Annotated in this window: 25 protein-coding genes; 16 read left to right on the top strand and 9 right to left on the bottom strand. The window is 56.6% G+C overall.

Going from position 1 to position 25,179, the window contains the following annotated elements:
• Positions 1-10: 10 nt before the first annotated feature.
• Entirely contained in the window at positions 11-376 is a 366-nt protein-coding gene (locus JK232_RS17765) for a hypothetical protein (protein ID WP_212589473.1), read from the bottom strand.
• A 751-nt stretch (positions 377-1,127) separates the two neighbouring features.
• On the opposite strand from JK232_RS17765, the gene JK232_RS17760 reads away from it, so the two are divergent.
• Positions 1,128-1,430: a hypothetical protein gene (locus JK232_RS17760; RefSeq protein ID WP_079205314.1), complete on the top strand. Its 303-nt coding sequence runs from the start codon at positions 1,128-1,130 to the stop codon at positions 1,428-1,430.
• A 47-nt stretch (positions 1,431-1,477) separates the two neighbouring features.
• Here the strand turns inward: JK232_RS17760 and mdtI are convergent, their stop codons facing one another.
• Positions 1,478-1,807 (bottom strand): multidrug/spermidine efflux SMR transporter subunit MdtI, encoded by a 330-nt coding sequence (gene mdtI, locus JK232_RS17755; protein WP_101828642.1) that lies wholly within the window; start codon positions 1,805-1,807, stop codon positions 1,478-1,480.
• Positions 1,794-2,204: a multidrug/spermidine efflux SMR transporter subunit MdtJ gene (gene mdtJ, locus JK232_RS17750; protein ID WP_101828641.1), complete on the bottom strand. Its 411-nt coding sequence runs from the start codon at positions 2,202-2,204 to the stop codon at positions 1,794-1,796. The genes mdtI and mdtJ overlap by 14 nt, the downstream gene beginning before the upstream one ends.
• 555 nt (positions 2,205-2,759) lie before the next feature.
• Here mdtJ and JK232_RS17745 point away from each other — a divergent pair.
• The 5 genes from JK232_RS17745 to JK232_RS17725 all read left to right on the top strand — a co-directional run bounded on the left by JK232_RS17745 (position 2,760) and on the right by JK232_RS17725 (position 9,170).
• Positions 2,760-3,713: an aminoimidazole riboside kinase gene (locus JK232_RS17745; RefSeq protein WP_101828639.1), complete on the top strand. Its 954-nt coding sequence runs from the start codon at positions 2,760-2,762 to the stop codon at positions 3,711-3,713.
• A gap of 82 nt (positions 3,714-3,795) precedes the next feature.
• Entirely contained in the window at positions 3,796-5,328 is a 1,533-nt protein-coding gene (locus tag JK232_RS17740; protein ID WP_212589472.1) for a carbohydrate porin, read from the top strand.
• A gap of 33 nt (positions 5,329-5,361) precedes the next feature.
• Positions 5,362-6,735, top strand: coding sequence for a sucrose-specific PTS transporter subunit IIBC (locus JK232_RS17735; protein WP_072932249.1), 1,374 nt, complete (start codon positions 5,362-5,364; stop codon positions 6,733-6,735).
• A complete protein-coding gene (locus JK232_RS17730; RefSeq protein ID WP_212589471.1) occupies positions 6,732-8,138 on the top strand; it encodes a sucrose-6-phosphate hydrolase in 1,407 nt (468 codons plus the stop codon). The genes JK232_RS17735 and JK232_RS17730 overlap by 4 nt, the downstream gene beginning before the upstream one ends.
• Before the next feature lie 30 nt (positions 8,139-8,168).
• Positions 8,169-9,170 (top strand): LacI family DNA-binding transcriptional regulator, encoded by a 1,002-nt coding sequence (locus tag JK232_RS17725; protein WP_072932253.1) that lies wholly within the window; start codon positions 8,169-8,171, stop codon positions 9,168-9,170.
• A gap of 108 nt (positions 9,171-9,278) precedes the next feature.
• Here JK232_RS17725 and JK232_RS17720 read toward each other — a convergent pair whose 3' ends face one another.
• Positions 9,279-10,445: an MFS transporter gene (locus tag JK232_RS17720; RefSeq protein ID WP_246538665.1), complete on the bottom strand. Its 1,167-nt coding sequence runs from the start codon at positions 10,443-10,445 to the stop codon at positions 9,279-9,281.
• A 43-nt stretch (positions 10,446-10,488) separates the two neighbouring features.
• Complete coding sequence (gene hisN, locus JK232_RS17715) at positions 10,489-11,280, bottom strand: histidinol-phosphatase (RefSeq protein WP_212589470.1); 792 nt, start codon at positions 11,278-11,280, stop codon at positions 10,489-10,491.
• Between the two features lie 102 nt (positions 11,281-11,382).
• Between hisN and JK232_RS17710 the strand changes: the two genes are divergently transcribed.
• Positions 11,383-12,156 (top strand): DeoR/GlpR family DNA-binding transcription regulator, encoded by a 774-nt coding sequence (locus JK232_RS17710; RefSeq protein ID WP_212589469.1) that lies wholly within the window; start codon positions 11,383-11,385, stop codon positions 12,154-12,156.
• Positions 12,157-12,530: 374 nt separating this feature from the next.
• Here JK232_RS17710 and JK232_RS17705 read toward each other — a convergent pair whose 3' ends face one another.
• The 3 genes from JK232_RS17705 to JK232_RS17695 form a co-directional block, all read right to left on the bottom strand.
• Positions 12,531-13,106 (bottom strand): hypothetical protein, encoded by a 576-nt coding sequence (locus JK232_RS17705; RefSeq protein ID WP_101855066.1) that lies wholly within the window; start codon positions 13,104-13,106, stop codon positions 12,531-12,533.
• Between the two features lie 959 nt (positions 13,107-14,065).
• Positions 14,066-14,944, bottom strand: a complete 879-nt coding sequence (locus tag JK232_RS17700; protein WP_212589468.1) for a RepB family plasmid replication initiator protein — start codon at positions 14,942-14,944, stop codon at positions 14,066-14,068.
• A 379-nt stretch (positions 14,945-15,323) separates the two neighbouring features.
• The gene (locus JK232_RS17695) at positions 15,324-16,241 is read right to left on the bottom strand and encodes a DMT family transporter (protein ID WP_072932266.1); all 918 of its coding nucleotides are present in this window, start codon (positions 16,239-16,241) and stop codon (positions 15,324-15,326) included.
• Between the two features lie 235 nt (positions 16,242-16,476).
• Here JK232_RS17695 and JK232_RS17690 point away from each other — a divergent pair, with 235 nt between their 5' ends.
• The 4 genes from JK232_RS17690 (at position 16,477) to JK232_RS17675 (ending at position 19,792) form a co-directional block, all read left to right on the top strand.
• Positions 16,477-17,316, top strand: coding sequence for a transporter substrate-binding domain-containing protein (locus tag JK232_RS17690; protein ID WP_072932268.1), 840 nt, complete (start codon positions 16,477-16,479; stop codon positions 17,314-17,316).
• A gap of 80 nt (positions 17,317-17,396) precedes the next feature.
• Positions 17,397-18,026, top strand: a complete 630-nt coding sequence (pxpB, locus tag JK232_RS17685; RefSeq protein WP_079205317.1) for a 5-oxoprolinase subunit PxpB — start codon at positions 17,397-17,399, stop codon at positions 18,024-18,026.
• Positions 18,023-19,009: a 5-oxoprolinase subunit C family protein gene (locus JK232_RS17680; RefSeq protein ID WP_072932272.1), complete on the top strand. Its 987-nt coding sequence runs from the start codon at positions 18,023-18,025 to the stop codon at positions 19,007-19,009. Before pxpB ends, JK232_RS17680 begins: the two co-directional genes overlap by 4 nt.
• Positions 19,010-19,021: 12 nt before the next feature.
• A complete protein-coding gene (locus JK232_RS17675) occupies positions 19,022-19,792 on the top strand; it encodes a 5-oxoprolinase subunit PxpA (protein WP_101855070.1) in 771 nt (256 codons plus the stop codon).
• Positions 19,793-19,824: 32 nt separating this feature from the next.
• On the opposite strand, the gene JK232_RS17670 is transcribed toward JK232_RS17675, so the two are convergent.
• Positions 19,825-21,027 (bottom strand): pyridoxal phosphate-dependent aminotransferase, encoded by a 1,203-nt coding sequence (locus JK232_RS17670; RefSeq protein WP_101858023.1) that lies wholly within the window; start codon positions 21,025-21,027, stop codon positions 19,825-19,827.
• A 295-nt stretch (positions 21,028-21,322) separates the two neighbouring features.
• Here JK232_RS17670 and nac point away from each other — a divergent pair, with 295 nt between their 5' ends.
• The 5 genes from nac to JK232_RS17645 all read left to right on the top strand — a co-directional run bounded on the left by nac (position 21,323) and on the right by JK232_RS17645 (position 25,178).
• Positions 21,323-22,246, top strand: coding sequence for a nitrogen assimilation transcriptional regulator NAC (nac, locus tag JK232_RS17665; RefSeq protein WP_072932279.1), 924 nt, complete (start codon positions 21,323-21,325; stop codon positions 22,244-22,246).
• Between the two features lie 130 nt (positions 22,247-22,376).
• Positions 22,377-22,823, top strand: coding sequence for an acetyl-CoA carboxylase biotin carboxyl carrier protein (locus tag JK232_RS17660; RefSeq protein WP_072932293.1), 447 nt, complete (start codon positions 22,377-22,379; stop codon positions 22,821-22,823).
• Between the two features lie 130 nt (positions 22,824-22,953).
• Complete coding sequence (locus JK232_RS17655) at positions 22,954-23,706, top strand: SDR family oxidoreductase (RefSeq protein WP_072932295.1); 753 nt, start codon at positions 22,954-22,956, stop codon at positions 23,704-23,706.
• A gap of 15 nt (positions 23,707-23,721) precedes the next feature.
• Complete coding sequence (locus tag JK232_RS17650) at positions 23,722-24,417, top strand: amino acid ABC transporter permease (protein ID WP_072932297.1); 696 nt, start codon at positions 23,722-23,724, stop codon at positions 24,415-24,417.
• Between the two features lie 5 nt (positions 24,418-24,422).
• Positions 24,423-25,178, top strand: coding sequence for an amino acid ABC transporter permease (locus JK232_RS17645; RefSeq protein WP_072932299.1), 756 nt, complete (start codon positions 24,423-24,425; stop codon positions 25,176-25,178).
• The last annotated feature ends 1 nt before the right edge of the window (position 25,179 follow it).

Here is a 25,179-nt window from a genome sequence, read left to right as displayed (position 1 = left end):
GGGCAGCTCCTCAGACATTGGCGTGATGATTGTGACGAGCAGAATTGCTACTCAGCGCAATCAGACCAATCAGGCCGACCACCATGGCTGCCGTAATGATGTATTGGTGCAGCAGCGCGGCTGCAAAACCAATACTGAACAACACCACAAGCGTGACAATAATCAAGAAAGCGCGCGCACCGCGACGGGATGCGCCACGTAACATAAAGGTCAGCAGCGCCAGCACCACGCAGGCGATGACCACACCTAATGCACCAAGGGTACCGGTGACACCGGTAAGTGGCGTCAGCCACGCGTATAAAGCCACGGCGAAGCCGATCACGGCTGCCAGCAGCAGCAACAGGCTGCCCAGGCGGGAGGGTTGAGAGTGCGACATAGCAGGAATTCCCCTGTTAAAAATGAACAATGAATAAATATGGCGTACGTTCTGGTGAGGGTATGCGGCTGTTTTTCGCGCAGGAAAACGACTAAAAAACAACGCAGCGCGAAGAGCAGCGGCATAGTTCACTAAACGCAACTGAGTATAGGAGATGGTTTTTTAAGGGAGGCGCACAAATTGCTGTGGCAGACACGATGGCTTACCGGCAGAGGCGTTGTATCAATAATGACTATTTTAATCGTGCGTAGTAACACCTCTTTAAGCAACCCGCCATGCAGCGACAAACCGGCAAAACCCACATTGGCCTGCATTCTGGTGATTAACATGCCGGGATGGTGGTAATGCCCGCTTCTGGCACAGATCGGAAGTTCGTATACAGTACATGTAAAATCGGTTCTCCCATGAGACAACGGAAGATCATCAAACTTTTCGGCATGGCAACTATATGAAAGCTGGGTGGGCTAAAGCTTTTAGCGCAGGCTTTAACATTGCCATACTTCCAGTTGATGATTTACATAACCGATGTCAAATACTCGTCGGGACTTAAGTACACCAAAACACCAATAGATCAGTTTTCTCACCCTAACCCGCTGGCCTGGATGGGGATTAATTCCGTGATCCGCTGGCAGGAGTACCGTGCCGGAAAAGAGGGGTAATGCCGGATCGTTTTCTCTGTTATTCCAGAGGGGGAGAATAAGGTCGCTCAACGCCTGTTCACGCCGGCCCCTCTTTTATTTTTGAGTCAATAATGATGAGTCATGAACAACTCTCCCAGCGGCTGCACTTTTATTATTGTGCCATCGTCGCGGCGCTGATCAATGAGCGCTATGGATTCCCGGTTTCCCAGGTGGCTAAAAACCAGTTCTTATTACGCTGGCTGGATAACGCGCAACGCAATAAATCGTTTCAGGCGGAGCTGATTAATGAAATCCGCTGGCTGCGCCGGAAAATGTTAACCGATGGGCTGGCACACGATTATTTACCGATGCTGAAAATGATTTATCGGCAGGGGCAATCCATGATGGCCCCTGCCCCGGTTGTTTTACCCTGAAGGATCCGCGGGGACAGCATAATACTGTTTCCCGCGGATTATCATGGTCACGCCAATTTAATCAGCACCATCCCGGTTAATAACAGCGCCATGCCTAACCAGCCTTTGCTGCTGAGCCGTTGCCCGAACAATATCCAGCCCGCCGCAACCGTCGCCACCAGGCCAAACCCGCCCCATAACGCATAGGCGACCGATAAATCGATGCCTTTTACCGCCTGTGCCAGCGCACTGAAGGCGGCCAGCACGGCAACCAGGGAACCCAGGCCATACAGCGGGCGGCGAAACCCGTTGGAGTACTTCAACAGGATATTCCCGCCGATCTCAAGCCCGGTGGCCAATGCCAGCCAGGCGATATGCATTGCATTAAAGGTGGCCATGGCTCAGCTCCTTATGCGCCTGCATGTTACGCGCCGGGGCGGCATGTGTCTGTGCGGCACGTGCCTGGCTGCTACGCGTCTGCGTGCCGGATTTAATCAGCACAATACCGGCCACCAGCGTCATCAGGCCGGCGATTTTCATGGCCGATAACGTTTCACCAAACAGCGTGACGCTGAACAGCGTGATAAACAGAATGCCGATCCCTTCCCACAGGGCGTAAGCCACCCCCAGCGCAATGCGTTTCACCGCAAAGGCCAATAAAATATAGGACAGCGCAATCATCACCAGCATAAAAATATAGCCGGCACTACTGCCATTCACGCCCGCCCATTTCATCGACACGGTGCCAATAATTTCCGCAGCAATGGCTGCTGTTAATAAAATCCAATACCGCATGATTTCTCTCCTGATGAGAAATAATTCCTGCTCACGCGAAAGTGCTGCGTGAAAACCAAATAAATCAGAAATAAAAAGGAGAGAACGGGGCTAAAGCGCGCAACGCCAGTGCTGATCGCAAAGCAGGCCGTTTACATCAGCAAGGAATAAAGGAGGGGTAAGCATTTTTGGGGTGAACATTTTGTCCATAATTTTACAACCTATCCACGTTGTTGCTTTTCCTCGGTGTGGATGAATAATTGTCCTCAGTAGTTAGACACAAATTTATTCTGCCACAAGCATCAGGGCTTTTTCTAAAATTTTCATTTCTTTACGTAGAAAGCTATTAAAAGTTGACGGGTTTTATGCATCACGCTTTTTTTCCGTTTTCTGAAATAACACTGCGCCAAATAACGGCTGTTTAAAAACAGAGGTAATCAATTGGCTGCTCTGCCGGGGGCGCTTTCTCTTACGGGTATCAGCCTGCCTGTCTGCCATCACCTGCCCATTTGAAAAGGGTTGTTAACGTTAGCTAAAACGGTTTAGCTTATGCAAAACAGCAGAGGAAGGTGAAAAATGAAAAGAGTATGGGTGTTAGGTGATGCCGTGATTGATTTACTGCCGGAAGAAGGCCTGTTGTTGCGCCAGTGTCCGGGCGGCGCGCCGGCGAACGTTGCCGTCGGTGTTGCCAGACTTGGCGGCGACAGTGCGTTTATCGGTTGTGTGGGTAATGATCCTTTCGGCAAATGCCTTCAGGAAGTGCTGGCGGCTGAGCAGGTCGATACGGCCTTTTTGCGCCTGCTGGCTGATCAACGTACCTCGACGGTGCTGGTTGGGTTAGATGAGAACGGTGAGCGCAGCTTTACCTTTATGGTCCGCCCCAGTGCCGATCTGTTCATCACGGCACAGCATTTGCCGCCGTTTGCCGCGGGCGAACTCCTGCATTTTTGCTCAATAGCGCTCTCTGCTGAGCCGTCACGCAGTACGGTGTTTACCGCCATCGACCGCATTCACCAGGCCGGCGGCTTCGTCAGCTTCGACCCCAATATCCGCGAGGATATGTGGAAAAGTACGCAGGAAATGCACGAGGTTATCAGCCGGGCGCTGGCGCTGGCCGAGGTGATAAAACTCTCGCTGGACGAGTTGTGGCTGCTCACCGGCAATGAAAATACGCAAGAGGCGATCGCGCTGTTTACCCAACGCTATCACCCGGCGTTGCTGCTTATCACCCAAGGGAAAGCGGGCGTGATGGTGTGGCAGCAGGGGCAACTCAGCCAGTTCGCTGCCCCCGCCGTTACGCCGGTTGATACAACCGGCGCAGGCGATGCCTTTGTCGCAGGGCTGTTAACCGGCTTGATGAGCGCAGAACACCCCCTCACCACGCCGCTGCCGGAACAGATCATCCAGCTTGCCCAGCATTGCGGCGCGTTGGCCACCACGGCCAAAGGTGCCATGACAGCGCTACCCAAACGTGACTCCCCAGCCCTGAAAAACGTTATGCCTGTCACAAATACACGCTCCCACCTTTAAATCTGATTGAAAACCTCCGGGGGGATTAAATACTCTCTTGCAAAACCGGTTTAGCAACACGGGATCCCTCTGGAGAACAATAATGATAAGGAAGAATGTTTTGGCGCTGGCTGTGGCAGCCGCGATGATGCCGCAGTCTGTTTTTGCTGCGGCTGACCTGACGGAGATTGAACAGCGTCTGGCGTTGCTGGAAGCGAGGCTGGAAAAAGCGGAAAAACGGGCGGATAACGCGGAACACCGTGCCCAACGGGCTGAAGAACGCGTAGCGTTGCTCAGCCGGCCAGCGGCCCAGCCGATATCCCCGCCTCCTGCGGCTGCACACGCCACGGCGGTAACGGCACCGGCTGCCACGGAACCGGGTAATGAGGAGAAGATCCTCGATGGGTTTGAATTCCACGGTTATGCCCGCTCCGGGGTGATCATGAATGACTCCGCCGCCGATACCCAAAGCGGCCCTTATCTCTCTCCGGCCGGCGAAACCGGCGGGGCAGTCGGGCGTTTAGGCAACGAAAACAATACCTATGTTGAACTCAACCTCGAACAAAAAACCCGGCTGGCAAACGGCGCGACCACGCGCTTTAAAGTGATGCTCGCTGACGGCCAGCAAAGTTATAACGACTGGACGGCCGATACCAGTGACCTGAATATCCGGCAGGCGTTTGTTGAATTAGGCAGCCTGCCCACCTTTACCGGTGCCTTTAGTCACGCCACGCTGTGGGCCGGTAAACGTTTTGACCGTGACAACTTTGATATCCACTGGCTCGATTCGGACGTGGTCTTCCTCGCCGGGACGGGAGGCGGTATCTATGACGTGACATGGTCAGATAATGTCAAAAGCAACTTTTCCCTCTATGGCCGTAACTTCGGTGATATCGAAACGATCGATAACAGCATCGAAAACTATATCGTGACCGCCAACACCTTCAGCGGCCCGCTGCAATTTATGCTGAGCGGCCTGCGCGCCAAAGATAATGATGCCCGCACCAACTCCGCACGCCGCACATCGCAGGCCGGTGACAGAGGCATTCACACCATGCTGGCCTGGCATGGTAACAATTTTTACGGTGTCCGGGACGGGACGGCGAAAACGGCACTGCTGTATGGGCACGGCCTGGGCGCGGAGGTAAAAGGCATCGGCTCCGACGGCAACCTCACGGAGCAGGCAGATACCTGGCGTGTCGCCACCTATGGCATGACCTCCCTCAGCCCGCACTGGCGCCTGGCCCCGGCGCTGCTGGCCCAGCAGAGCAAAGATCGCTACATCAACGGCGATGACTACCGCTGGCTCACCCTGAATGTCCGCCTGATGCAGGACATCACGGAAAACTTCATGCTGGCCTATGAAGGCAGCTACCAGTATATGGATTTGCGCCCGATGGGCTTCAAAGACCGGCAGGACGTCAGCGGCGGCTTCTATAAGCTGACCTTTGCCCCGACCTTTAAAGTCGGCGATATGGGCAATTTCCTGAGCCGCCCGGAAATACGCTTTTTTGCCAGCTGGATGGACTGGGACGCGTCGCTTGACCGTTATGCCAGCGATGACGCCTTTGGGTCCGGCGGGTTTACGGCCGGTGGCGAATGGAACGTTGGCATCCAGATGGAAACCTGGTTCTGATTAAACATGTTCGACAGCAATTAAGGGAAGACTATGGATGTGAATAAAGTCGCCAGGCAGCTTTTGCCGCTGCTTGGTGGGAAAGAGAATATTGCGTCGGCGGCACACTGCGCCACGCGCCTGCGGCTGGTCCTCAATGATGATGCGCTGGCGGATAAAAAGGCGATTGGCGACCTTGAGGGGGTGAAAGGCTGTTTCCAGAATGCAGGCCAGATGCAGATTATTTTCGGCACCGGGTTAGTCAATAAAGTCCATGCTGCGTTTATCCAGGAAGTGGGGATCAGCGAGTCATCCAAAAGTGAGGCCGCCAGCGCGGCCGCCCGCAAACTGAACCCGGCACAGCGGATTGCCCGCCTGTTATCCAACATTTTTGTGCCTATCATTCCGGCGATTGTTGCCTCCGGCGTGCTCATGGGGCTGCTGGGAATGCTGAAAACCTATGGCTGGGTCGACTCCAAAAGCGCGCTGTTCGTGATGCTGGACATGTTCAGCTCGTCCGCCTTTATCATCCTGCCGATTTTGATCGGGTTTACGGCCGCCAAAGAGTTCGGCGGTAACCCGTACCTGGGCGCCACCCTGGGCGGCATCCTCACGCACCCGGCACTGACCAATGCCTGGGGCGTGGCCGGCGGGTTCCAGACAATGAACCTCTTCGGGCTGGATATCGCGATGATCGGCTACCAGGGCACCGTCTTCCCGGTGCTGCTGACCGTCTGGTTTATGAGCTGGCTGGAGAAGCGGTTACGCCGGGTGATCCCGAATGCCCTGGATATCATCCTCACCCCCTTTATGACGGTGATTATCTCAGGTTTTGTCGCGATGCTGGTCATCGGCCCAGCCGGGCGGGCGTTGGGCGACGGCATCTCCTTTATCCTGAGCACCCTGATCGCCCATGCCGGCTGGCTGGCCGGGTTGCTGTTCGGCGGGCTCTATTCAGTGATAGTGATTTCCGGCGTGCATCATAGCTTCCATGCCATCGAAGCCGGTCTGTTGGGTAACCCTTCCATCGGCGTGAATTTCCTGCTGCCGATCTGGTCAATGGCGAATATCGCCCAGGCGGGTGCCTGCCTCGCCGTCTGGTTTAAAACCCGCGATGTCAAAACCCGCAGCGTGGTGTTGCCCTCCGCCTTGTCCGGCATGTTGGGGATTACCGAGGCGGCTATTTTCGGCGTGAACCTGCGGTTTATGAAACCCTTTATTGCAGGCATTATCGGCGGGGCAGCGGGCGGCGCGTATGTCGTGATCACCCACGTCAGCATGACGGCTGTCGGGCTGACCGCGCTGCCCGGCCTGGCGATTGTGCAGGCCGGCGCGTTGCTGAATTACATCATCGGCATGGTTATCGCCTTTGGCGTCGCCTTTATCTTATCGCTGCTGCTTAAATACCGGGTTGAGGAGAAAGCATGAGAGAAAATGCATTGTTAAAAAAAGCGCTGAAAAATGTGGCCATTGCCGCGGGCAAGGCCAGACAGGACCCTTACCGCCCCGGCTGGCACCTCTCACCGGCAGCAGGATTACTGAATGACCCCAACGGCTTTATCCAGTTTGACGGCCGGTATCACCTTTTTTACCAATGGAACCCGCTGGCCTGCGCACACGGCGCGAAATGGTGGGGGCACTGGAGTTCAGACGATCTGACCCACTGGCAGCACGAACCGGTCGCGTTGCTGCCGGGCGAGGTGTATGACGTTAACGGCTGTTATTCAGGGTCAGCAGTGAACGATAACGGCACTTTGTGCCTGCTCTACACCGGGAATGTCAAGCTGCCGGGCTCGCGGACGGCATGGCAATGCCTGGCGACCGTGCAGCCGGACGGCGAAGTGACCAAAGCCGGCCCGGTTATCGGCTTGCCTGAAGGCTACACCGGGCATGTGCGCGATCCCAAAGTCTGGCGTCATGGCCCTTACTGGTACATGGTGTTAGGCGCGCAGAACCTGCAGGAGCAGGGGAAAGTGCTGCTCTACCGCGGCGAAACCTTAAGGCAATGGACATTGTCAGGCGAAATTGCCGGCAGCCACCTGAACGGGCTGGGCGAGTTTGGGTACATGTGGGAATGCCCGGATCTGTTTGCGCTCGATGGGCAGGATGTGCTGCTGGTCTGCCCCCAGGGCTTACCCGCGAAAGAACAGAGCTGGCTTAATACACACCAGAGCGGCTATTTTGTTGGCCGGCTGGAGTATGAACACGCTGATTTCACGCATGGCGATTTCCATGAACTCGATCTGGGGTTTGAATTTTATGCGCCCCAGACCACCCTCAGTGATGATGGCCGCAGGCTGTTATTTGGCTGGGTGGGCGTGCCGGATGCGGATGAATTTTACCAGCCCACCGCAGAATATGGCTGGATGCATATGATGAGCTGCCCGCGGGAGCTGCATCTGGTCAACGGGAAAATTATCCAGCAGCCGGTAAAAGAGCTTCAGTCACTCCGTGGCGAACACACCCGGCAACAGGGGTGCGCCGATGACCTTGCCCCGCTGGCGATCACGCAGGCCGAGCTGGTTATCGCCTCGCAGGGCGAGTGGCAAGCCCACCTGGCCGGGGCGTTAACCCTGACCTGCACAGCACAGGGGCTCACCCTCCACCGGATCAATTGCCGTACCGGTGAGCCGGAAACGCGTTACTGGTCCGGGCAGGTGAATCACCTGCATATTTTCTGCGATCATTCGATCGCGGAGATCTTCATCAACCACGGCGAGGCGACCATGACCAGCCGCTATTTCCCTGCCGCTGAACAGCGTATTCACTGGCAAGGGCGGGGGCAACTGACGGTGGAACACTGGCAACTCGAATCGAGCATGGTAGTATAAGCCCCTGTGTTCATTCAGGCTTGCTTACACGTGGATAAACCCAAGCGCGTCACCATCAAAGATATTGCCCAAATGGCGGGGGTGTCTAAATCAACCGCCAGTATTGTTCTCAGCGGCCGCGGCAAAGAACTTCGCGTCTCTGAGTCCACGCAAGAACGGGTAATGAATGTGGCGCGCATGGCCAATTATCAGCCCAGCATTCACGCCAGATCGCTGACCTCCAGCCGGAGCCACACGCTCGGTCTGGTGGTCCCTGAAATGACCAACCACGGATTTGCCACTTTTTCCCATGCCCTTGAAACCCTGTGCCGTGATTCCGGCTTGCAACTGCTGATCGCCTGCACGGATGAAAATACCAGCCAGGAAACGCTTGCCGTGAATAACCTCATCCAACGTCAGGTAGACGGCATTATTGTGGCCTCAAGTATGCTCAATGACACCGAGTATCAGCGCATCAATAAACAACTCCCGGTGGTGCTTTTTGACCGGCATCTGGGGGAATCAAGTTTGCCGTTAGTGATAACAGAATCGATCGAGCCGACTGCACGGTTGGTGGAAGCGCTGGCTGAAGGCGTCAGTGAATTCTATTTTATTGGCGGGCAACCCCGGATCTCCCCCACGCGCGATCGCCTGGCCGGTTATCGCCTCGGGCTGGAGCGGGCAGGGCTGGCGGTGAAACCTGAATGGATTAACCACGGGCACTATAATGCCAGTTCCGGCTATGAGATGTTTGCGGATTTAGTGATGCACCTCGGCCGGTTACCGGAGGCGTTGTTTTGCTCCGCCTGCGGATTGCAGGAGGGGGTGCTCCGGTACCTTTCTCAGCATAAGCTGCTCAACGCAGAAATAAAGCTCTGCAGCTTTGACGACCATTATCTCTATGATGCGCTTTCCGTAAAGATTGATACGGTCGTGCAGGATAACCGGCAATTGGCCTGGAACTGTTTTGAAATGATCAACCAGCTTATTGAAGGCGTTCCCCCTCAGCAGCCGCAGCGTTATTTACCCGCCGGTATCCGGAAACGGCATTAATTCCCCTTACGCCGCAGGAAGCGCCCTGCCCTTCAATCACAGAAGGCGTTCCGGCAGAGCGCACGGAACGCCTTTACGTCCGCAAAAAACGTTAAAGCCCTGCTGCCGTCACATGTTGACCTTGTGGCACAACGCGGCCACGGCCAGCAATAACAGCGCGATGAACAGGAACGCCGTGGATAAGGTGCTGACGTGCGCCACGAACCCGACAATCGCCGGGCCGGAGAGCACACCCATGTACCCCAGCGTCGTCACGGCCGGTACGGCCACGGCCTGCGGCATACTCTGCTGCCGGCCAATGGCTGAGAACATCACCGGCACAATGTTGGCACAGCCGATGCCGATCAGCAGATAACCCGCCAGCGAGAAGCCCCAGTAAGGCACAAATACCGCGATTGCCAATCCGGCAGCCGCCACCATCGCCCCGGTGATCACCACCGGGTAGCGGCCAAACCGTGACACGATGATGTCGCCGGTGAGGCGCCCTACGGTCATCGCGGCCGCAAAACAGGCAAAGCCCAGCCCGCTTATCGCTTCCGGCATCGCCCGGTGCTCGCTCAGGAAGACGGCGCTCCAGTCCAGCACCGTGCCTTCCGCCAGGAATACGGCAAAACAGATGGCGCCGATGGTCAGCACCGCACCGCGCGGCAGGGCAAAAACCGGGCCTTCCGCCGGGTTCGCGTAGGTGAGCAAACCGCTGATATGGGTGATCAGCAGCAGCACGGACACCGCGGCGATCGCGATGCTGGCATACAGAGGGGAAACCCCGGCCGACATCATGCCGCTCATCGCCCCGGCCCCGGCAATGCCGCCCAGGCTGTAAAAGCCGTGGAAACCTGACATGATCGGTTTATCGGCGGACTTTTCCACCAGGATAGCCTGCACGTTCATCGCACAATCCGTGGTGCCCATCCCCATGCCGAATACCAGCAGGGCCAGCGCCAGCATACTGGTCTCCGGCAGCACCGCGAGTAACGGCAAAATCAGGCTGAACAGCAGCGTTGAGATGATTAACACCGCGCGGCAACCAAAACGGGTGGTCAGGTGGCCGGTCAACGGCATGGCTATCAGTGCGCCCACCCCGAGGCACAGCAACAGCAGCCCGAGTGTGCCGTCATTGACGCCGGTGTTCAGTTTGGCAAACGGTACCAGGGCCGCCCACCCGGCGGTGGCAAAACCGGCGATAAAAAACATTGCCCGCGTCGCCCGCTGTTCACGCACGGCAGGCAGGCCCTGCGTACACTGTTCCTTCATCATGTCGGTATAATCAGGCATAACCTCATGCTCTCCATTAAAAAGTGGGATACAGACAGGCGCGTTAACCGTTCAGCACGGCCAGCACCTGCTGGTGCAGCGCCGGGCAGCCGGAGGCCACCACCGCACCGCCCTGCTCGGCGCGCCCGCCATCAAGCGTCGTCACGACCCCACCGGCCTGCTCAATCAGCGGGATAAGCGCCACGATGTCATACGGCTGAAGCCCGAACTCGACGCAGATGTCGATCCGCCCTGCCGCCAGCATGGCCATCGCATAGCATTCTCCGCCATAACGGGTCATCAGCGTTTTTTCCGCGAGGGCAGTGAAGTGGATCTCAGGATGCCGGGCGATCGGTTCCGGCGACGTGGTATGCAGAATAGCCTGATCGAGCGCGAGGTTTTTCCGGGTCTGCAACGGGGTGATGGCGTGGGCACTGCTGGCCCAGGAGCGGGTGCCGTCTGACCAGAAACGCTCGCCGGTGTATGGCTGGCTCATCATGCCCATCACGGCGCGGCCTTTATACATCAGCCCGACCAGGGTGCCCCAGACCGGTAACCCGCACAGGAAAGGTCGCGTGCCGTCCACCGGGTCCAGCACCCACTGGTATGGCCCCTCGCCGGTCGTACCGTACTCTTCGCCCATAATGCTGTGGCTGGGGTAATCGCGGCCAATCAACGCCCGCATGACCCGCTCCGCCGCCCGGTCGGCCTCTGTAACCGGGTCAAACCGGTAACCCTCTTTCGGCTTGGTGCTGACGGATAATTCTTCATTGGAACGATAACGCGGAAGGGTTTCTTTGGCCGCAGCATTAGTCAGTTCATGGAAAAAAGCGATATCAGGCAAAGACATAGTCATGATGGCGTTCCTGAGGTGAAAGGAGTATTCAGTTGACAAATTACCGTGCAGTGATAATTTGTGCTCGTTTATGATTCTTTATATCGTATTTCAGGAGTTATTATGCTCGATTATGCAGCTTTCCCGGAACAGAGGCAATCGCTGATTCGGCAATTATTAGTTCAGGAAGGCCGGGTGGTATGTGCTGACCTGGCGGAGAAGTGGCAGGTTTCTGAACATACGATCCGGCGTGATTTGCAGGAGCTGGCACGGGAAGGCGTGTGTAAAAAAGTCTATGGCGGCGCTGTCAGCATCGTGCCGCCGTCAGGTGATCTGGCGGCCCGCACTGAACAGGGCAGCGCTGAAAAAGCACGGCTCGGCGCGGCCTGCGCGCAGCTGGTGAAAGCCGGGAGTTGTATTTTCATTGATGCCGGCTCGACCAATCTGGCCCTTGCCCACGCCCTGCCGGATGACCTGGCGTTCACAGCAGTCACCAATACTCCTGCCATTGCTGTTGCGCTGATGGCGCACCCGCATTGTGACGTCATTATGCTGGGTGGGCGCCTGCAAAGGCAGAGCGGCGGCAGCGTGGGCATTACCGCCCAGCAGCAAGCCGCGCATATCGCGTTTGATCAGGTGTTTCTGGGTGGCTGCGCACTCGACGCCGAAGAGGGCATGACGGTATTCGACTACGAAGACGCGGCGTTCAAGAAGTCGGTAATGTTACGCAGTAACGAAGTGATCATGGCGATGACCGCGGAAAAAGTCCCCGGCGTCGCCCGTTACTCTGTTGCCTCCTGTGAAGACATCGCGGTGCTGGTGGTGGAGCGCACCCTGCCTGCCGGGATGCTCGCCGCATTTAAGGAGAAGAATATCCGGTTGGTGCATCCTGAATAAGGGGGATGTCTGTTAAGCAGAGCATAATAAACATGGACAGTGACAGCCAGCCGCCAGAAAGGAGGCTTATCATTTTCATTGCTTGCATGAGCAACCCCAGGTACAGCCGGTGAGCAATTTATAATGTGCCACATAGTAACCAGGTGATGTTGATAATGGGGTTTAACATTAAAGTATGATGTAACTAATAAAGAAAAAGTAACCACCTTTTATTAGAGATAGATTGTCTTTTCAACAAGTTATTATCTGGACACAGGGTGTAACACCGTCAACTCATCTTGCGCAGGGATTAACACATGTCACACCTTGTTATTGAATAAAATTTATCCTTTAATTCATCAGCAATAAAAATAATAACTGGATAGCGCACCCGGTTAATAAATCTCCCAAAGCCTTTCATCAGTCTGTAGTGTTAAAGTGTCTGTGCTGGGATCAAATTCTGCATTTTTCAGCATGTGGGTAAAGCATTTTTTCCCATCTTTGCGGCGGTGAAATTGAATAACCTTGGATCCAATTTTGGTTAACGCCTCAAAAATACGTAAGCGCAACCGTTGCGTAATTTCATGTGATTCAAAACCACATAGGTGGGCGAAGACAGGGAAAGGTAAAGTCACGGTATTTGTCTGTGCACCCTGTTCACTGAACACGGCAATAATGCCCATCCATACAGAAAAATCAGTAAGAATATTAAGACGCTCTCCCCGTATTTGTATCTGATCATAACGTTCATGATGTGAAAGCATTAATGAAGACAGCGCAGCAGACACATCAACCCGGTGTTTTTCACCGTTTACCGCCGTCTGTGTGCCTGGGACAAATATGCTTAACCACAGCAACACAGCCGGATGCACCATCGAACCTGACGCCGCTGCATGTTCGTTAGGAGCAGTGAGTTTATTACTTCTTAATGAATTTATAAAAAAACGATTACCAATCAGTATATTATCCATTTTTATATTTCCTGTTCCTTCAGCAGGTATAACTATTTTCTCTGAATAAGATGACATCTATTCACGTAGGTTAAATAATGCCCTCTACATGAGGCCACGCACAGTAAAGCATGATGTAGTGTACATTTTACATGATCTAACACACATCAATGCACTCTGAGGCTGATAAAAGATAGCTCATAACCCCGTATGCTTTTTAAAGCATACGATGAAAATCTCTCACCATTCTTTATGTGCCTGTCGCTTGCAACAGGTTTCATCCCTTCCGTTGATGAGCGTCAGATCACTTCGCTTTTTAAAGGCGCAATTTAATACGCCCCTCCAACTCGTCAGGTATGCGCCCCCCAGGTTTTTGGGGGCTTAAAATGCATTAATTCTAAATAGCGCTGGACTTATCAACATAGAAGGTTCCACCTATCAGAAAACGGTCGGGGATAATTATTCTTATTTTATTAAGAATAAGTAGGCTCTCACCTAATACTTAATTCACACCCTACCCGCGCTGCTTAATGCCGGGTAAACACCTTCCACAGTGATTTACAGCGACACCTGGTGTTTCATAGGGTGATTGCCTGTAACACCTGGTAAGCCAACCTGCCAGCAGCCCTGCTGCGGATAAGGGGATCAACCGCGAGGCGCCGGGCAGCGGACAAGTGCATCAACCGGGCTAAAGAGCAATGACCCAAAGCAGGTGAGCGTTCAAAGCAGCAGGATGAGCATTTGTCTATTCATGGTAACGCGGGGTTTCTGATTGATGAGGATTCGTCTATTCATGGCAGTGATGGCCGGCAGGAGGATGAATTGCCGGTTGAAGCCCCATAGCGATTGGTCTGTTCATGGTAGAGTGCGCTTCATCACATTTTTTAGCCGGGAAATTGTCCACTCCATCGCGGAATGCCATGAACAGGCACATCACCACCATGAATAGACAAATCCACCATGAACCGACTAATGCGCGGCTACTCGCCTGGCAGCAGTTCCGGGCGGCGGGAATGGATTAAAAAATAAACCGCGCCCTCTTTTTTCACTTCCGAATAGGTGAGATAACCGATTTTTTCCAACTCTTTCATGGCATTACGCACGGCAAGGTTTTGTGTGCCGATGCTTGACGTCAGGTTCAGGCGATCGCGTAACCGTTCCAGCGACACTTTGATAAAACCGTTCGGCATACTTTCGATGTACACATACAACGCCTGGGCAGATTCCTTACGCGGCAGCGCCTGAATAGCTTTCAGCTGCAAAAGAACTTTATGGTCAAAGGCATACAGCTCCCACAGGCGCGCATCCCCTTCCAGCACGATGGTGTCTTTCTCAATGTCATACAACGCATTGTTGAGTAAGTGCGTAATGAACGCTTTCGTACCGTTTTTATTTTTAAACGAGATCACGACTGACGCTAAACGGTTGAGAGAATTGAAAAAACGGTCTCTGGAGCGTTTGTTGATATCATCAACCGCGATGCCGCTCAGTTTGGCAAACTCGGTAAAAGGCAACTCGATTTTGTTGGAGTTCACCCCATATTTGCTGAATGCCCTGATCGTCCCTATCCAGGTTTTGAAATCTGTACTCATATCAAGGCGGTTACCGCGGATCATGATGCTGGTATACCCCTCTGATTTGGCTATCTCCAGCTCTCTCAGATCGTCAGACGCATCGATCACAGATCCACCGCGGACAGGTTTATTTCTGGCTGCAGGCACAAAAACGCCCAGGCGCATCAGGGCGATAGGCTGGACAGTCCGGTTAGCAGTCGGAGTCAGTGGATAAGATTTCTTTTCCGTATCAACATTAAAGACCAACGCATCATTTATTGTCATGATTTCACTGTCTTTTCTCATGCCCTGCATCCTATAATTCAACGGTGAGTAAAAATGGCTTTTACCATGAACAGACCAACACTTTGCCATGAACAGACTAATGATTACCATGAATAAACCAATGTTTACCATGAACAGACCAACGTTTACCATGAACAGACAAATCCAAAGTGCCTTTTTCCTCAGATAAATCAAATGATTATATGCCCGGTGATCTTTTAGGATCTTTATAGGATCTATTTAGGATCTATTTTAGGATCTATCCAGTGGATAAGTGGATAACCCGTTTCAACAGAGGGCTGAAGGTGCAGGAACGTGGCAATAAAAGGCGTTTCATCAGGAAAATAACCGGGCAGCGGTAAGCGGGAAAAGGCGTACCGAAAGGGGAATGCGCCCCCGCTTATGAAGAACGTATTACTTGCGCCCTGCGCTGACGCTGATCGCTCCAGACGGTAAAGATACCTGCCAATGCTACAATCGATGCACCAATCAGGGTCGAGGGGCCGGGCAAACTGTCGAGGAACAGATAGCCAATCACCATCGACCACACCAACGTGGTGTAATCGAACGGTGCCAGCAGTGAGGCATCAGTATAACGCAGGCTCAGGGTAATCAGGATTTGCGCCATACCGCCAAAAAAACCGCAGCCGATTAACAGGATCAACTGATGGGGCGTGGGCATCACCCAGCCAAAAAACAGGGTGAACAGCCCAATCAGGGTGGTCATCAGCGAAAAATAGAAAACAATGGCACCGGGCTTCTCAATACCATTAAGAAAGCGGATCTGCACATTCGACGTTGCCGAACACATTGCAGCAACCAGGGCAAATAACGCCCCCAGACCCGTGCCGGCAGAAACGCCTTGCAGGGTGAAAAATGCACTGCCGGCAGTCAGATTCGCTGACAGCATCATGATGATCCCGGCGAAACCCACCACAACTGCCAGCCAGCGGGAAAAGCGTACGTTCTCTTTCAACAGTAGCGCCGCCATGATCACCGTGAATAACGGCGCGGCATAGCTGATGGCAGTGGCATCAGCCAGAGAGAGATACACCAGCGCCATATAGTTAAAATACATGCCGCCGGTACCGGAAAACCCCCGGATCAAATGGCCGCCGATATTGCTGGTTTTAATGCTCTCAAGGATGCAGCCCTGGCTTTTCAGCCAAATCAGCAAAGGGATCAACGCCACGAATGACCGGAAGAAAATCACCTCGCCGGTAGGGACTGTTCCCTGCAACCCTTTGACGCAAGCCAGCATCAGGGTTGCACAGAGTGCTGAAAGTATTTTTAGTGAAATCCCCAATCTGGCATTCATGGTATTACCCGCAGAGTTAACTGGAAAAAGAGCGCGGAACACGCTTTGCCCCCGTACCTTAGGTCGCAGGCCTGGCGCAGGGTTAAGATAATTTCGTTCTGCCCGGATAGTTTTTGCTTATTTTTCCCGGTCATATAAATCCCCTATCTCCCGACACGGTTTCCCTCTTACCGGCCATAACGTAACGCCGATATAGTCGGTTAACACCTTATCCGGTGCTAATGGGAGATCCCGAATGACACTCAAGCAATGCGCGCCTTTTGCGCTGGCCCTGCCCGCTCTGCTGGCGTTCTCGTCAGCCCAGGCGGATTTACTCTCTGATGTGAAAGCACGCGGTGAACTGAAATGCGCTGTCTACTCCGATGTGCCACCCTTCTCTTCACCCGATCCCAAAACCCGCCAGCTGGTAGGCATGGATGTTGATCTCTGCCACGCGCTGGGCCGGCAAATGGGGGTGAAAACCATGCTGATGCCGACGTCCGTCGAAGCGCGTATTGCGGTGATCGCCACCGGGCGCGCAGATGTGCTGATCGCGAACCTGGCGTACACCAAAACACGCGGCAAGCAGATCCAGTTCAGCGATCCGTACTACGTGGCGAAAGAGATGCTGTTGGTCAAACAACCGAACGCGGATAAAACCCTGGCGGATTTCAAAGGCAAACGCATCAGCGCCACCAAAGGCACCACCTCTGAGCAGTCGATCCATCTCAAGGGCGGCAAAGCGGTGACCTTCCAGGATGCCGCGTCCGCTTTCCTGGCGCTGGAGCAGAACAAAGCCGTGGGCTTCGTCACCAACACCATGACAGCCATCAAAATGATCAATCAGGCGAAAAAAGACGGCATCGAACTGGCGATGATCAAAGAGCCGATGGCGCTGGAGCCGATTGGTGTCGGCATGAAGCGTGACGAACCGGCGTTGCTGGCGAACGTCAATACCAGCCTGAAAGCGATGGATGACAACGGCACCATCGACAAAATCTGGGCGACCTGGATCGGGCCGGGCACCGAATACAACATGGTGCGTGAGGAGCGCGTCCAGCCGCTCGCCAGCCTGAACTTCCAACCACTGGAATAATCATGGTGCTGTCACGCGCGGCGTCGCGCCCCCTCATCCTCTCTCCGGCGGAGGGCAAAACCGGCCTGAAGCTCTCCACCATGGGCAGCCGTGCCTGGCTGGCCGAAACCACCGGCGCGTTTGACTTACCCGCCCAGCGCCGTATCTGGTCACTGGCGCGGGCACTGGCACAGTGTGACGACGTGGAATCGCTGATCCCCGGTGTCACCAATTTGCTGGTGTTATTTCGCGCCACCCCGCCTGATGCCGGAGTGGTTGAATATCGACTGCACCAGCTATGGCAGCAGGCACAGGCGGTAGAGGCCAACGGTAAGCTCATCCATATCCCGGTCTGCTACGGCGGGGAACACGCCAGCGATCTGGACGCGGTATGCCGCCATACCGGCTTCAGCGCGCAGGAGGTGGTGCGCCGCCACTATCAGGGCCATTACACGGTGTTTGCTATCGGCAGCGCACCGGGGTTTGGCTATCTCCACGGCCTCGACCCACTGTTGGCCACCCCGCGTAAAAAAGTGCCGTCGCTCAATATGCCGAAGGGCACCGTGACGATCGGCGGCCCGCAGGCAGGCGTGTCAGTACTGACCGGGCCGAACGGCTGGAATGCGATCGGCTATGCCGATATTGCGGTGTTTGATCCCTGGGCGGAAAGCCCGGCGTTGATGGCACCCGGTGATACCGTACGCTTCCTGCCGGAGAGGATTGAACTGTGATTGAGATTGAACAGAGCGCCGCCCTGAATACCGTGCAGGATTTGGGGCGTTTTACCTGGCGTCACCTGGGGGTTTCCGTGAGCGGCGTGATGGACCCGCTGGCACTGCGTGCCGGGAATATCCTGTTGGGTAACGATGAAAATGCCGCCGCGATTGAAGTGCAGATGTTCCCGTTTCGCGTGCGTTTTACTGCCGATACTGCGATTGCAGTGACCGGCGCAGACTGCCGTACCCGGCTGGACGGTATCGAACTGCCGGCGTGGTGGGGCTGTGCAGTGAAACGCGGGCAGGTGCTGGAGATGCGTTACCCGCGCCACGGCGCCCGTGGCTACCTGTGCATTGCGGGCGGCATTGATGTACCGCAGGTGCTGGGGTCGCGCAGTACCGCACTGCGCGGCAGCTTTGGCGGCCTTGAGGGTCGCCCGTTACAACGCGGCGACAGGCTCATTACCGGCACCCCCACCGCCGCGCCGCTGCCGCCCGGCGGCATCGGTATTGAGCCGCCGGAGCAGGCAATGCCTGAGGCGTTTACACGTAACCGCGCCGGGCTGGTGAACGTCCGCGCCATCCCTTCAGGGGAGTATGCCCTGTTTGCCGCGGATGCCACACGCTTCTGGCAACAGCCCTGGCAGGTGTCGCGGCAGAGTAACCGCACCGGCTACCGGCTGGCCGGAGAGCCGGTTCTGCCGTCAGAAACGGTGGAGATGCGCTCCTATGGCCTGATCCCCGGTATTGTGCAGGTGCCGCCCGCCGGGGAGCCGATCATTCAGCTCAGTGATGCCAATACCGCAGGCGGATACCCGAAAATCGCCTGTGTCATTGAAGAGGATTTGTGGCGTCTGGGCCAGGTGCAGCCCGGCCAGTCAATCCAGCTGGTCGAGACTGACGCGCAGGGCGCAATAGCGGCCCGCCAGGCGATGGAACACTGGCTCGCGACCGTGCGCGACAGCGTCACACTGTATTCATCCGCAGCAGGGTTTTAACAGGATAACCGTATGAAAATTGACATCAATTCGGATATGGGCGAAGGGTTTGGGGTTTATCAGCTGTGTGATGATGCCGCGCTGATGGAGGTGGTGTCATCGGCCAATATCGCCTGCGGCTTTCATGCCGGCGACCCGGCGATCATGACGCGCATGGTACGGCTGGCGCACGCGCACGGCGTCGGCATCGGTGCCCATCCGGGGTTCCCGGACCGGCAGGGGTTCGGGCGCAAAGAGTTGCCTTACTGCCCGGAAGAGATCTGCCAGCAGGTGATTTACCAGATCGGTGCACTGCGAGCCATCGCTCAGGCGGAAGGCGCGCGGGTCGCGCATGTCAGTTTCCATGCGGCAATGGGTACGATGATCAACCGTGACGACGCGCTGGCAGCGCAGGTGATGCGGGCGATTGCACGTATCGACCCGACGCTTATTATCTTCTCGCAGCCCGACACTCTGATTGAACGCGCCGCCGCCGCCGCGGGCCTGCCAACCCTGACACTGTTTCTCGCTGACCGCGCCTATGATGCCAATGGCCGGCTGGTGCCGCGCGGCGTGCCGGGGGCAGTCATCACCGGGGAACAGGCGGTACGGGCGCGGGTACGCCAGTTTTTACACCAGGGCACCGTCACCACCCTTGAGGGGGAACGTTTGCCGATCCGCGCGCGCTCTATCCTGATCCACAGCGATACGCCGGGGTCAGTCGAACTGGCCAGGCAGGTACGCAGTGAAATCAACGCCAACGGCGACAGCATTGCACCGGCCGCTGAGGTACTGGCCCAATAACCCGCAGGGGGCCACATCGGCCCCCTGGTTGATTAACGGCAGCCTGCGCAGAACGCCGCGAGGCGATCGCAGCCGGTGTGCAGCCGTTCCATGCTGGTGGCGTAGGAGAGCCGGAAATAGGGGCTCATGCCGTAAGCCGCGCCCGGCACCGTCACCACATGCTGCTCCTCAATCAATGCCATCACAAAATCTGCATCGTTATTGAGTTTGCGCCCCGCCGCGCTGGTTTTCCCGATAATCCCTTCGATATTCACAAACAGGTAAAACGCGCCCTGCGGGGAATGGCAGCGCACACCGGGGATCGCGGCCAGACGGCCCAACACATAATCACGGCGTTCGCGGTAAATGGCGGCACGCGCGTTCAGCAGATCCTGCGGGCCTTCCAGCACCGCCACTGCCGCCGCCTGCGTCAGCGTGGTGACGCCCCCGCTGTTCTGGGTGTTCACATTGCTCATCGCGTTGATTAACGCTGCCGGGCCGCCGCAAAAACCCAGCCGCCAGCCGGTCATGGAATAGGCTTTTGATACACCGTTCACCGTCAGGACACGATCGAAGAGACGTGGCTCAACCTGTGCCAGCGTCCAGAAGGTCACGTCGTCATAAATCAGGTGCTCATAAATATCATCAGTCAGCACCCAGACATGCTGATGACGCAGCACCACCTCCGCTATTGCGCGCAGCTCATCAAACGTCGCTACCGCGCCGGTGGGGTTACTGGGGTAATTGATCAGCAGCCATTTGGTTTTGGCCGTGATCGCCGCGTCGAGATCGTCGGGCAGCGGTTTGAAGCCGTATTCTTCATGGCAGGCCACCGGCACCGGCGTCCCGCCGGCAAATCTCACGATATCGGCATAGCTGATCCAGGAGGGCGTCGGGATCACCACCTCATCGCCGGGATTGATCGTCGCCATCATGGCATTGAAGATGATTTGCTTGGCACCGCCGGCAGTGAGGATCTGGCTGACATCGTAATGCAATTCGTTATCACGCAGGAATTTGCGCTGAATGGCTGCCCGTAAGGCGGGCGTGCCGTCCGTGGGCGGGTAACGCGTATCGCCCGCGCGTGCGGCGGCATAGGCGGCCTCTGTGGCGTGTTCCGGCGTCGGGAAATCCGGCTCGCCGGTGGAAAGCCCGACGACATCAACGCCCTGCGCGGCAAGGTCACGCGCTTTTTGCGTCATGGCGACGGAGGCAGAGACAGAAACATGGGTTAAGCGATCGGCAATATCAGGCATGGCGCACTCATTCCAGGTGGCAGGTCAGAAAGCCGCGGGTGAACGCCACCGCGGCAGCAAAGTTCAGACCGAGCATAGGGCGGCGGCGGCGGCGGCGGATAATAGCGCTTTCCTGTGGTGACATAACCCAATGCAATAATGCGCGCCGGGCAACGCACCGTGCTGGTGCAGCCCGTCCCGCCTTTTCCGGCTGGCCATTGGGCAAAGGCCGCGCGCCCGGCGGCTCTGCCGGATAAGGCGTTCTGGCACCGATCTTGCGTGTGATAAAAACACGTTATGACATGAGATCCTGCCCATGAACCTTCGTCGCCTGAAATACTTCATCAAGATTGTGGATGTCGGCAGCCTGACGCAGGCCGCAGATATCCTGCATATTGCCCAGCCGGCATTGAGTCAGCAGCTGGCAACGCTGGAGGGCGAAGTTAATCAGCAACTGCTGATCCGCACCAAGCGCGGGGTAACGCCGACCGAGGCGGGCAACATCCTGTATGCCCACGCCCAGGCGATCCTGCGTCAGTGCGACCAGGCGCAAAGCGCCATTGACGGCGCCGGGCGGGCCTTGTCCGGCCAGGTTTCCGTGGGGCTGGCACCCGGCACTGCCGCCCAGCAACTCGCACTGCCGCTGATGGCGGAGGTGCACCGGCAGCATCCGGGCATCGTGCTCTACTTCAATGAAAATTTCGGCACCACACTCAGTGAGCTGATCATGAATGGCCGGATGGACATGGCGGTGATCTACGACAACCGCAATATCCACGGGCTGCGCTTCATTCCGCTGATGAAAGAGGCGCTTTACTTCGTCTGCCCTAATCTGCTGGCTGAACCGGTACGTGAGATCCGCCTGGCCGAGGTGGCGCGCTATGAGCTGTTCCTGCCGCGCATCTACAACATCATGCGAAAAGTTGCCGATGACGCCTTTATCCACGCCGGGCTGGCCTACCGCGTAAAGTGCGAAATTGAATCCCAGACCACCCTCAATGCCGCGCTGGCGGCGGGCATGGGCTGCACCATCATGCCGGAATCGGCGGCACGCGGCATGGTGAAGGCCGCCGATGCCTGGATAGCGAAAATCATCGACCCGGACGTGCAAACCTCGCTGTCGTTCTGTATGTCTGACCACCTGCCGTTATCGCAACCGGCGGAGGCGGTCAAAGAGATCCTGCTGCAGCTGATGGCCCGGCGCACCGCTGACAACCGCCCGCTTACCCTGGTGGGGTGATAAGCACCGCTTATTGCCTTAACACGAAAGCCTCTTACGGAAGAGAAACCGTCCCGCGCTAGAGTCACTGCTCCGGCGTGGGGGAGGTTGGCCCCGCGCACGTCAACCGCCGGCCCGCAATGGAGGGAATATGGAAAAAGACACACTCGCCCTTGGTCACATTCGCCAGCTGGCGAAAAAAATGCACGCATCGGGGCTGCATGAAATTGAACTGCACAATGGCCACTGGTCATTGACGCTGCGCTACCCGGCACGCCCCGCCGTTGCCGGAGGCGCTCCTTTCCCCCTTGAACTCCGCAAGCCTGCGCCTTCCGGTGCAAACGCCCCGCCTGACGTTACGCCGCTTTCTGCGCCGATGCCGGGCCGGGTGCTGCTGCGCCATCCGCAACAGGATGCCGCCTGGATCCAGCCGGGCCAGCGGGTCACACAGCACGAGCTGCTCGCGCTGCTCAAAGTGGGCGCGCTCTACCTGCCGCTGCGCAGCCCGACCACAGGTGTGGTGGCGCACATCGTGGCGGAGCAGGGGCAGGCAGTGGAATTCGGCAGCCCGATCGTGCTGATCGCCGCACAGCCCTGAGCGTTATAAGTCAGCCTTATCCCCTCAGTGCGTTTATGTCTTATACCCGCCGGGCATAACTGCATAGAGTCAAAAAACAGAGAGTAACCGACTGCGCGACGCATCGCGCAACCTACCAAGGAGAGCTGAGATGCCGTTTTCTGATTACAACGTTGCGCTGGTCACCGGCGCGTCCGCCGGGATGGGCGAAGCGATTGTGGAACGCCTGTGCCGCGAAGGCATCACCGTTCATGCGGTGGCCCGGCGCAAAGAGCACCTGGCGGCGCTGGCCGACCGCACCGGCTGCATTCCCCATGCGATTGACGTTGCGGATTTGGCCGCCCTGACCGCCTTATGCCGCGATCTGCAGGTCGATATTCTGGTAAACAATGCCGGGGTATCCCACCCTGGGTCGATTCTGCAGGCCGATGAGCACGTGGTGGATACCCAGGTGGATGTCAACCTGCGCGCAGTGCTGCACCTGTGCCGCCTGCTGGTGCCGGGCATGGTGGCGCGCGATTGCGGCCACGTCATCAACATCACCTCTATCGCGGCGATCTACAACTTCAACGGCAATTCGGTCTATCACGCCACCAAAGCGGGCGTTCATGCGCTGTCGCGCCAGTTGCGCGTTGACTGCTGCGGCAAACGGGTACGCGTCACGGAGATCTGCCCCGGCCGGGTGGCCACGGACATTTTCGGCAACGTGTCGGGCAACCATGAAGAGGCCCGCCGCCATTTTATTGACGGCTTCGAACTGCCGCAGGCGAGCGATATCGCTGATTGCGTGGCGTTCGCCATTTCCGCACCGATTGCCGTCAATATCGGCAATATCGAAATCATGCCGACCCTTCAGGTGCCGGGGGGCCTCTCCACCCTGCGCCCCGGCGACAGCCTGAACTGATCAGGAGAAACCAACATGGCACTCGATTTCAGCACCGTGATGAGCGGCCACTATGGCCGGATGATCGTCGATGGCGCGGTGGTCACGCTGGAACTGGCGTTGGGTGCCTGGCTGCTGGCCATGTTCATTGCGCTGATACTGGTGGTCATCCGCCTGACCGGCCGCCGCAGCGCGCAATGGCTGGTATCGGCCTATGTCTCCTACCACCGTAACGTACCGACGCTGATTCAGCTGATGATGTGGTACTTCGCGATCCCGACGCTGCTGCCGGAAGCGGTGCAGATGTGGGTAAATGAATTCAACGCAGAGTTCCTGTTCTCGCTGTTTGCCCTGGGGTTATGCCAGGCAGCCTACTTTTCTGAGGACATCCGCAGCGGCCTGCGGGCGATCCCGGAAGGCCAGACCGAAGCCGCCCGCGCGCTGGGCATGGGCTACGTTCGGTCGATGCGGCTAGTGATCCTGCCGCAGGGCATCCGCAATGCGCTGCCGTCCGTGATCAACCACAGCGTGTTGCTGTTCAAAAACACCAGCCTGGCGATGGTGATTGGCGTGGCCGATCTCACTTACGTCACGCGTGACATTGAAAACCAGACCTTCCGCACTTTTGAAGCCTATGTGATCGCCACTGCCGGTTATCTGGCCTTCTCCTTACTGTTGATGGGCGCAGGCGCCCTGCTGGCGCGCCGCTTTCAGCGTGCCTATGCGAGGTAACCACCATGTTTGAGATATTCAGCATTTTGCATGACAACGGCCTGTTGCTGTTGATGGGGCAATACCCCAGCGGCCCGCTCGGCGGCGTGCTCTGTACGCTGTTGCTGTCGCTGCTGGCGGTGCTGCTGGCCTTTCCGGTGGGGGTGCTGCTGGGGCTGGCGCGGTTGTCGCCGTGGCGCTGGCTGAGCTGGCCCGCCGCCTGCTGGGTATATCTGCTGCGCGGCATCCCACTGATGATGGTGGTGTTCTGGACTTATTTCTGCGTGCCATTGCTGATCGGCCATACCATCAGCGGCTTCACCACCATGCTCTGCACGCTGGTGATTTATGAGAGCGCCTATATCGCTGAAATCGTGCGCGGCGGCATTCAGGCATTGCCTTCCGGCCAGTATGAAGCATCACGCGCGCTGGGCATGGGCCATATGAAAACCCTGCGCCTGGTGATTTTGCCGCAGGCGCTGTTCAACACGCTGCCCAGCCTGGTGAGCCAGCTGGTTTCCATCATCAAAGACAGCACGCTCGGGTATGTCATCAACGTGCCGGAACTGACCTATGCCGCCAATCAGGTCAGCAACCAGCTGTTAACCAAGCCGTTTCAGGTGTTCGCCATCGTGGCACTGAGTTACTACCTCATCTGCTGCAGCCTGACCTGGCTGGCGAACCGGCTTGAGGCACACATCGCCCATAAACGCCGCAATGAACGCCCAATAGCCGGTGACGCCGTGGCACCCCTGGTGCTCAGCAAAACGCAACCCCAATAAG

This window comes from Nissabacter archeti (assembly GCF_018257325.1).
Lineage (GTDB): Bacteria > Pseudomonadota > Gammaproteobacteria > Enterobacterales > Enterobacteriaceae > Chimaeribacter > Chimaeribacter arupi.
This window is presented reverse-complemented; position numbering and strand designations above follow the sequence as displayed.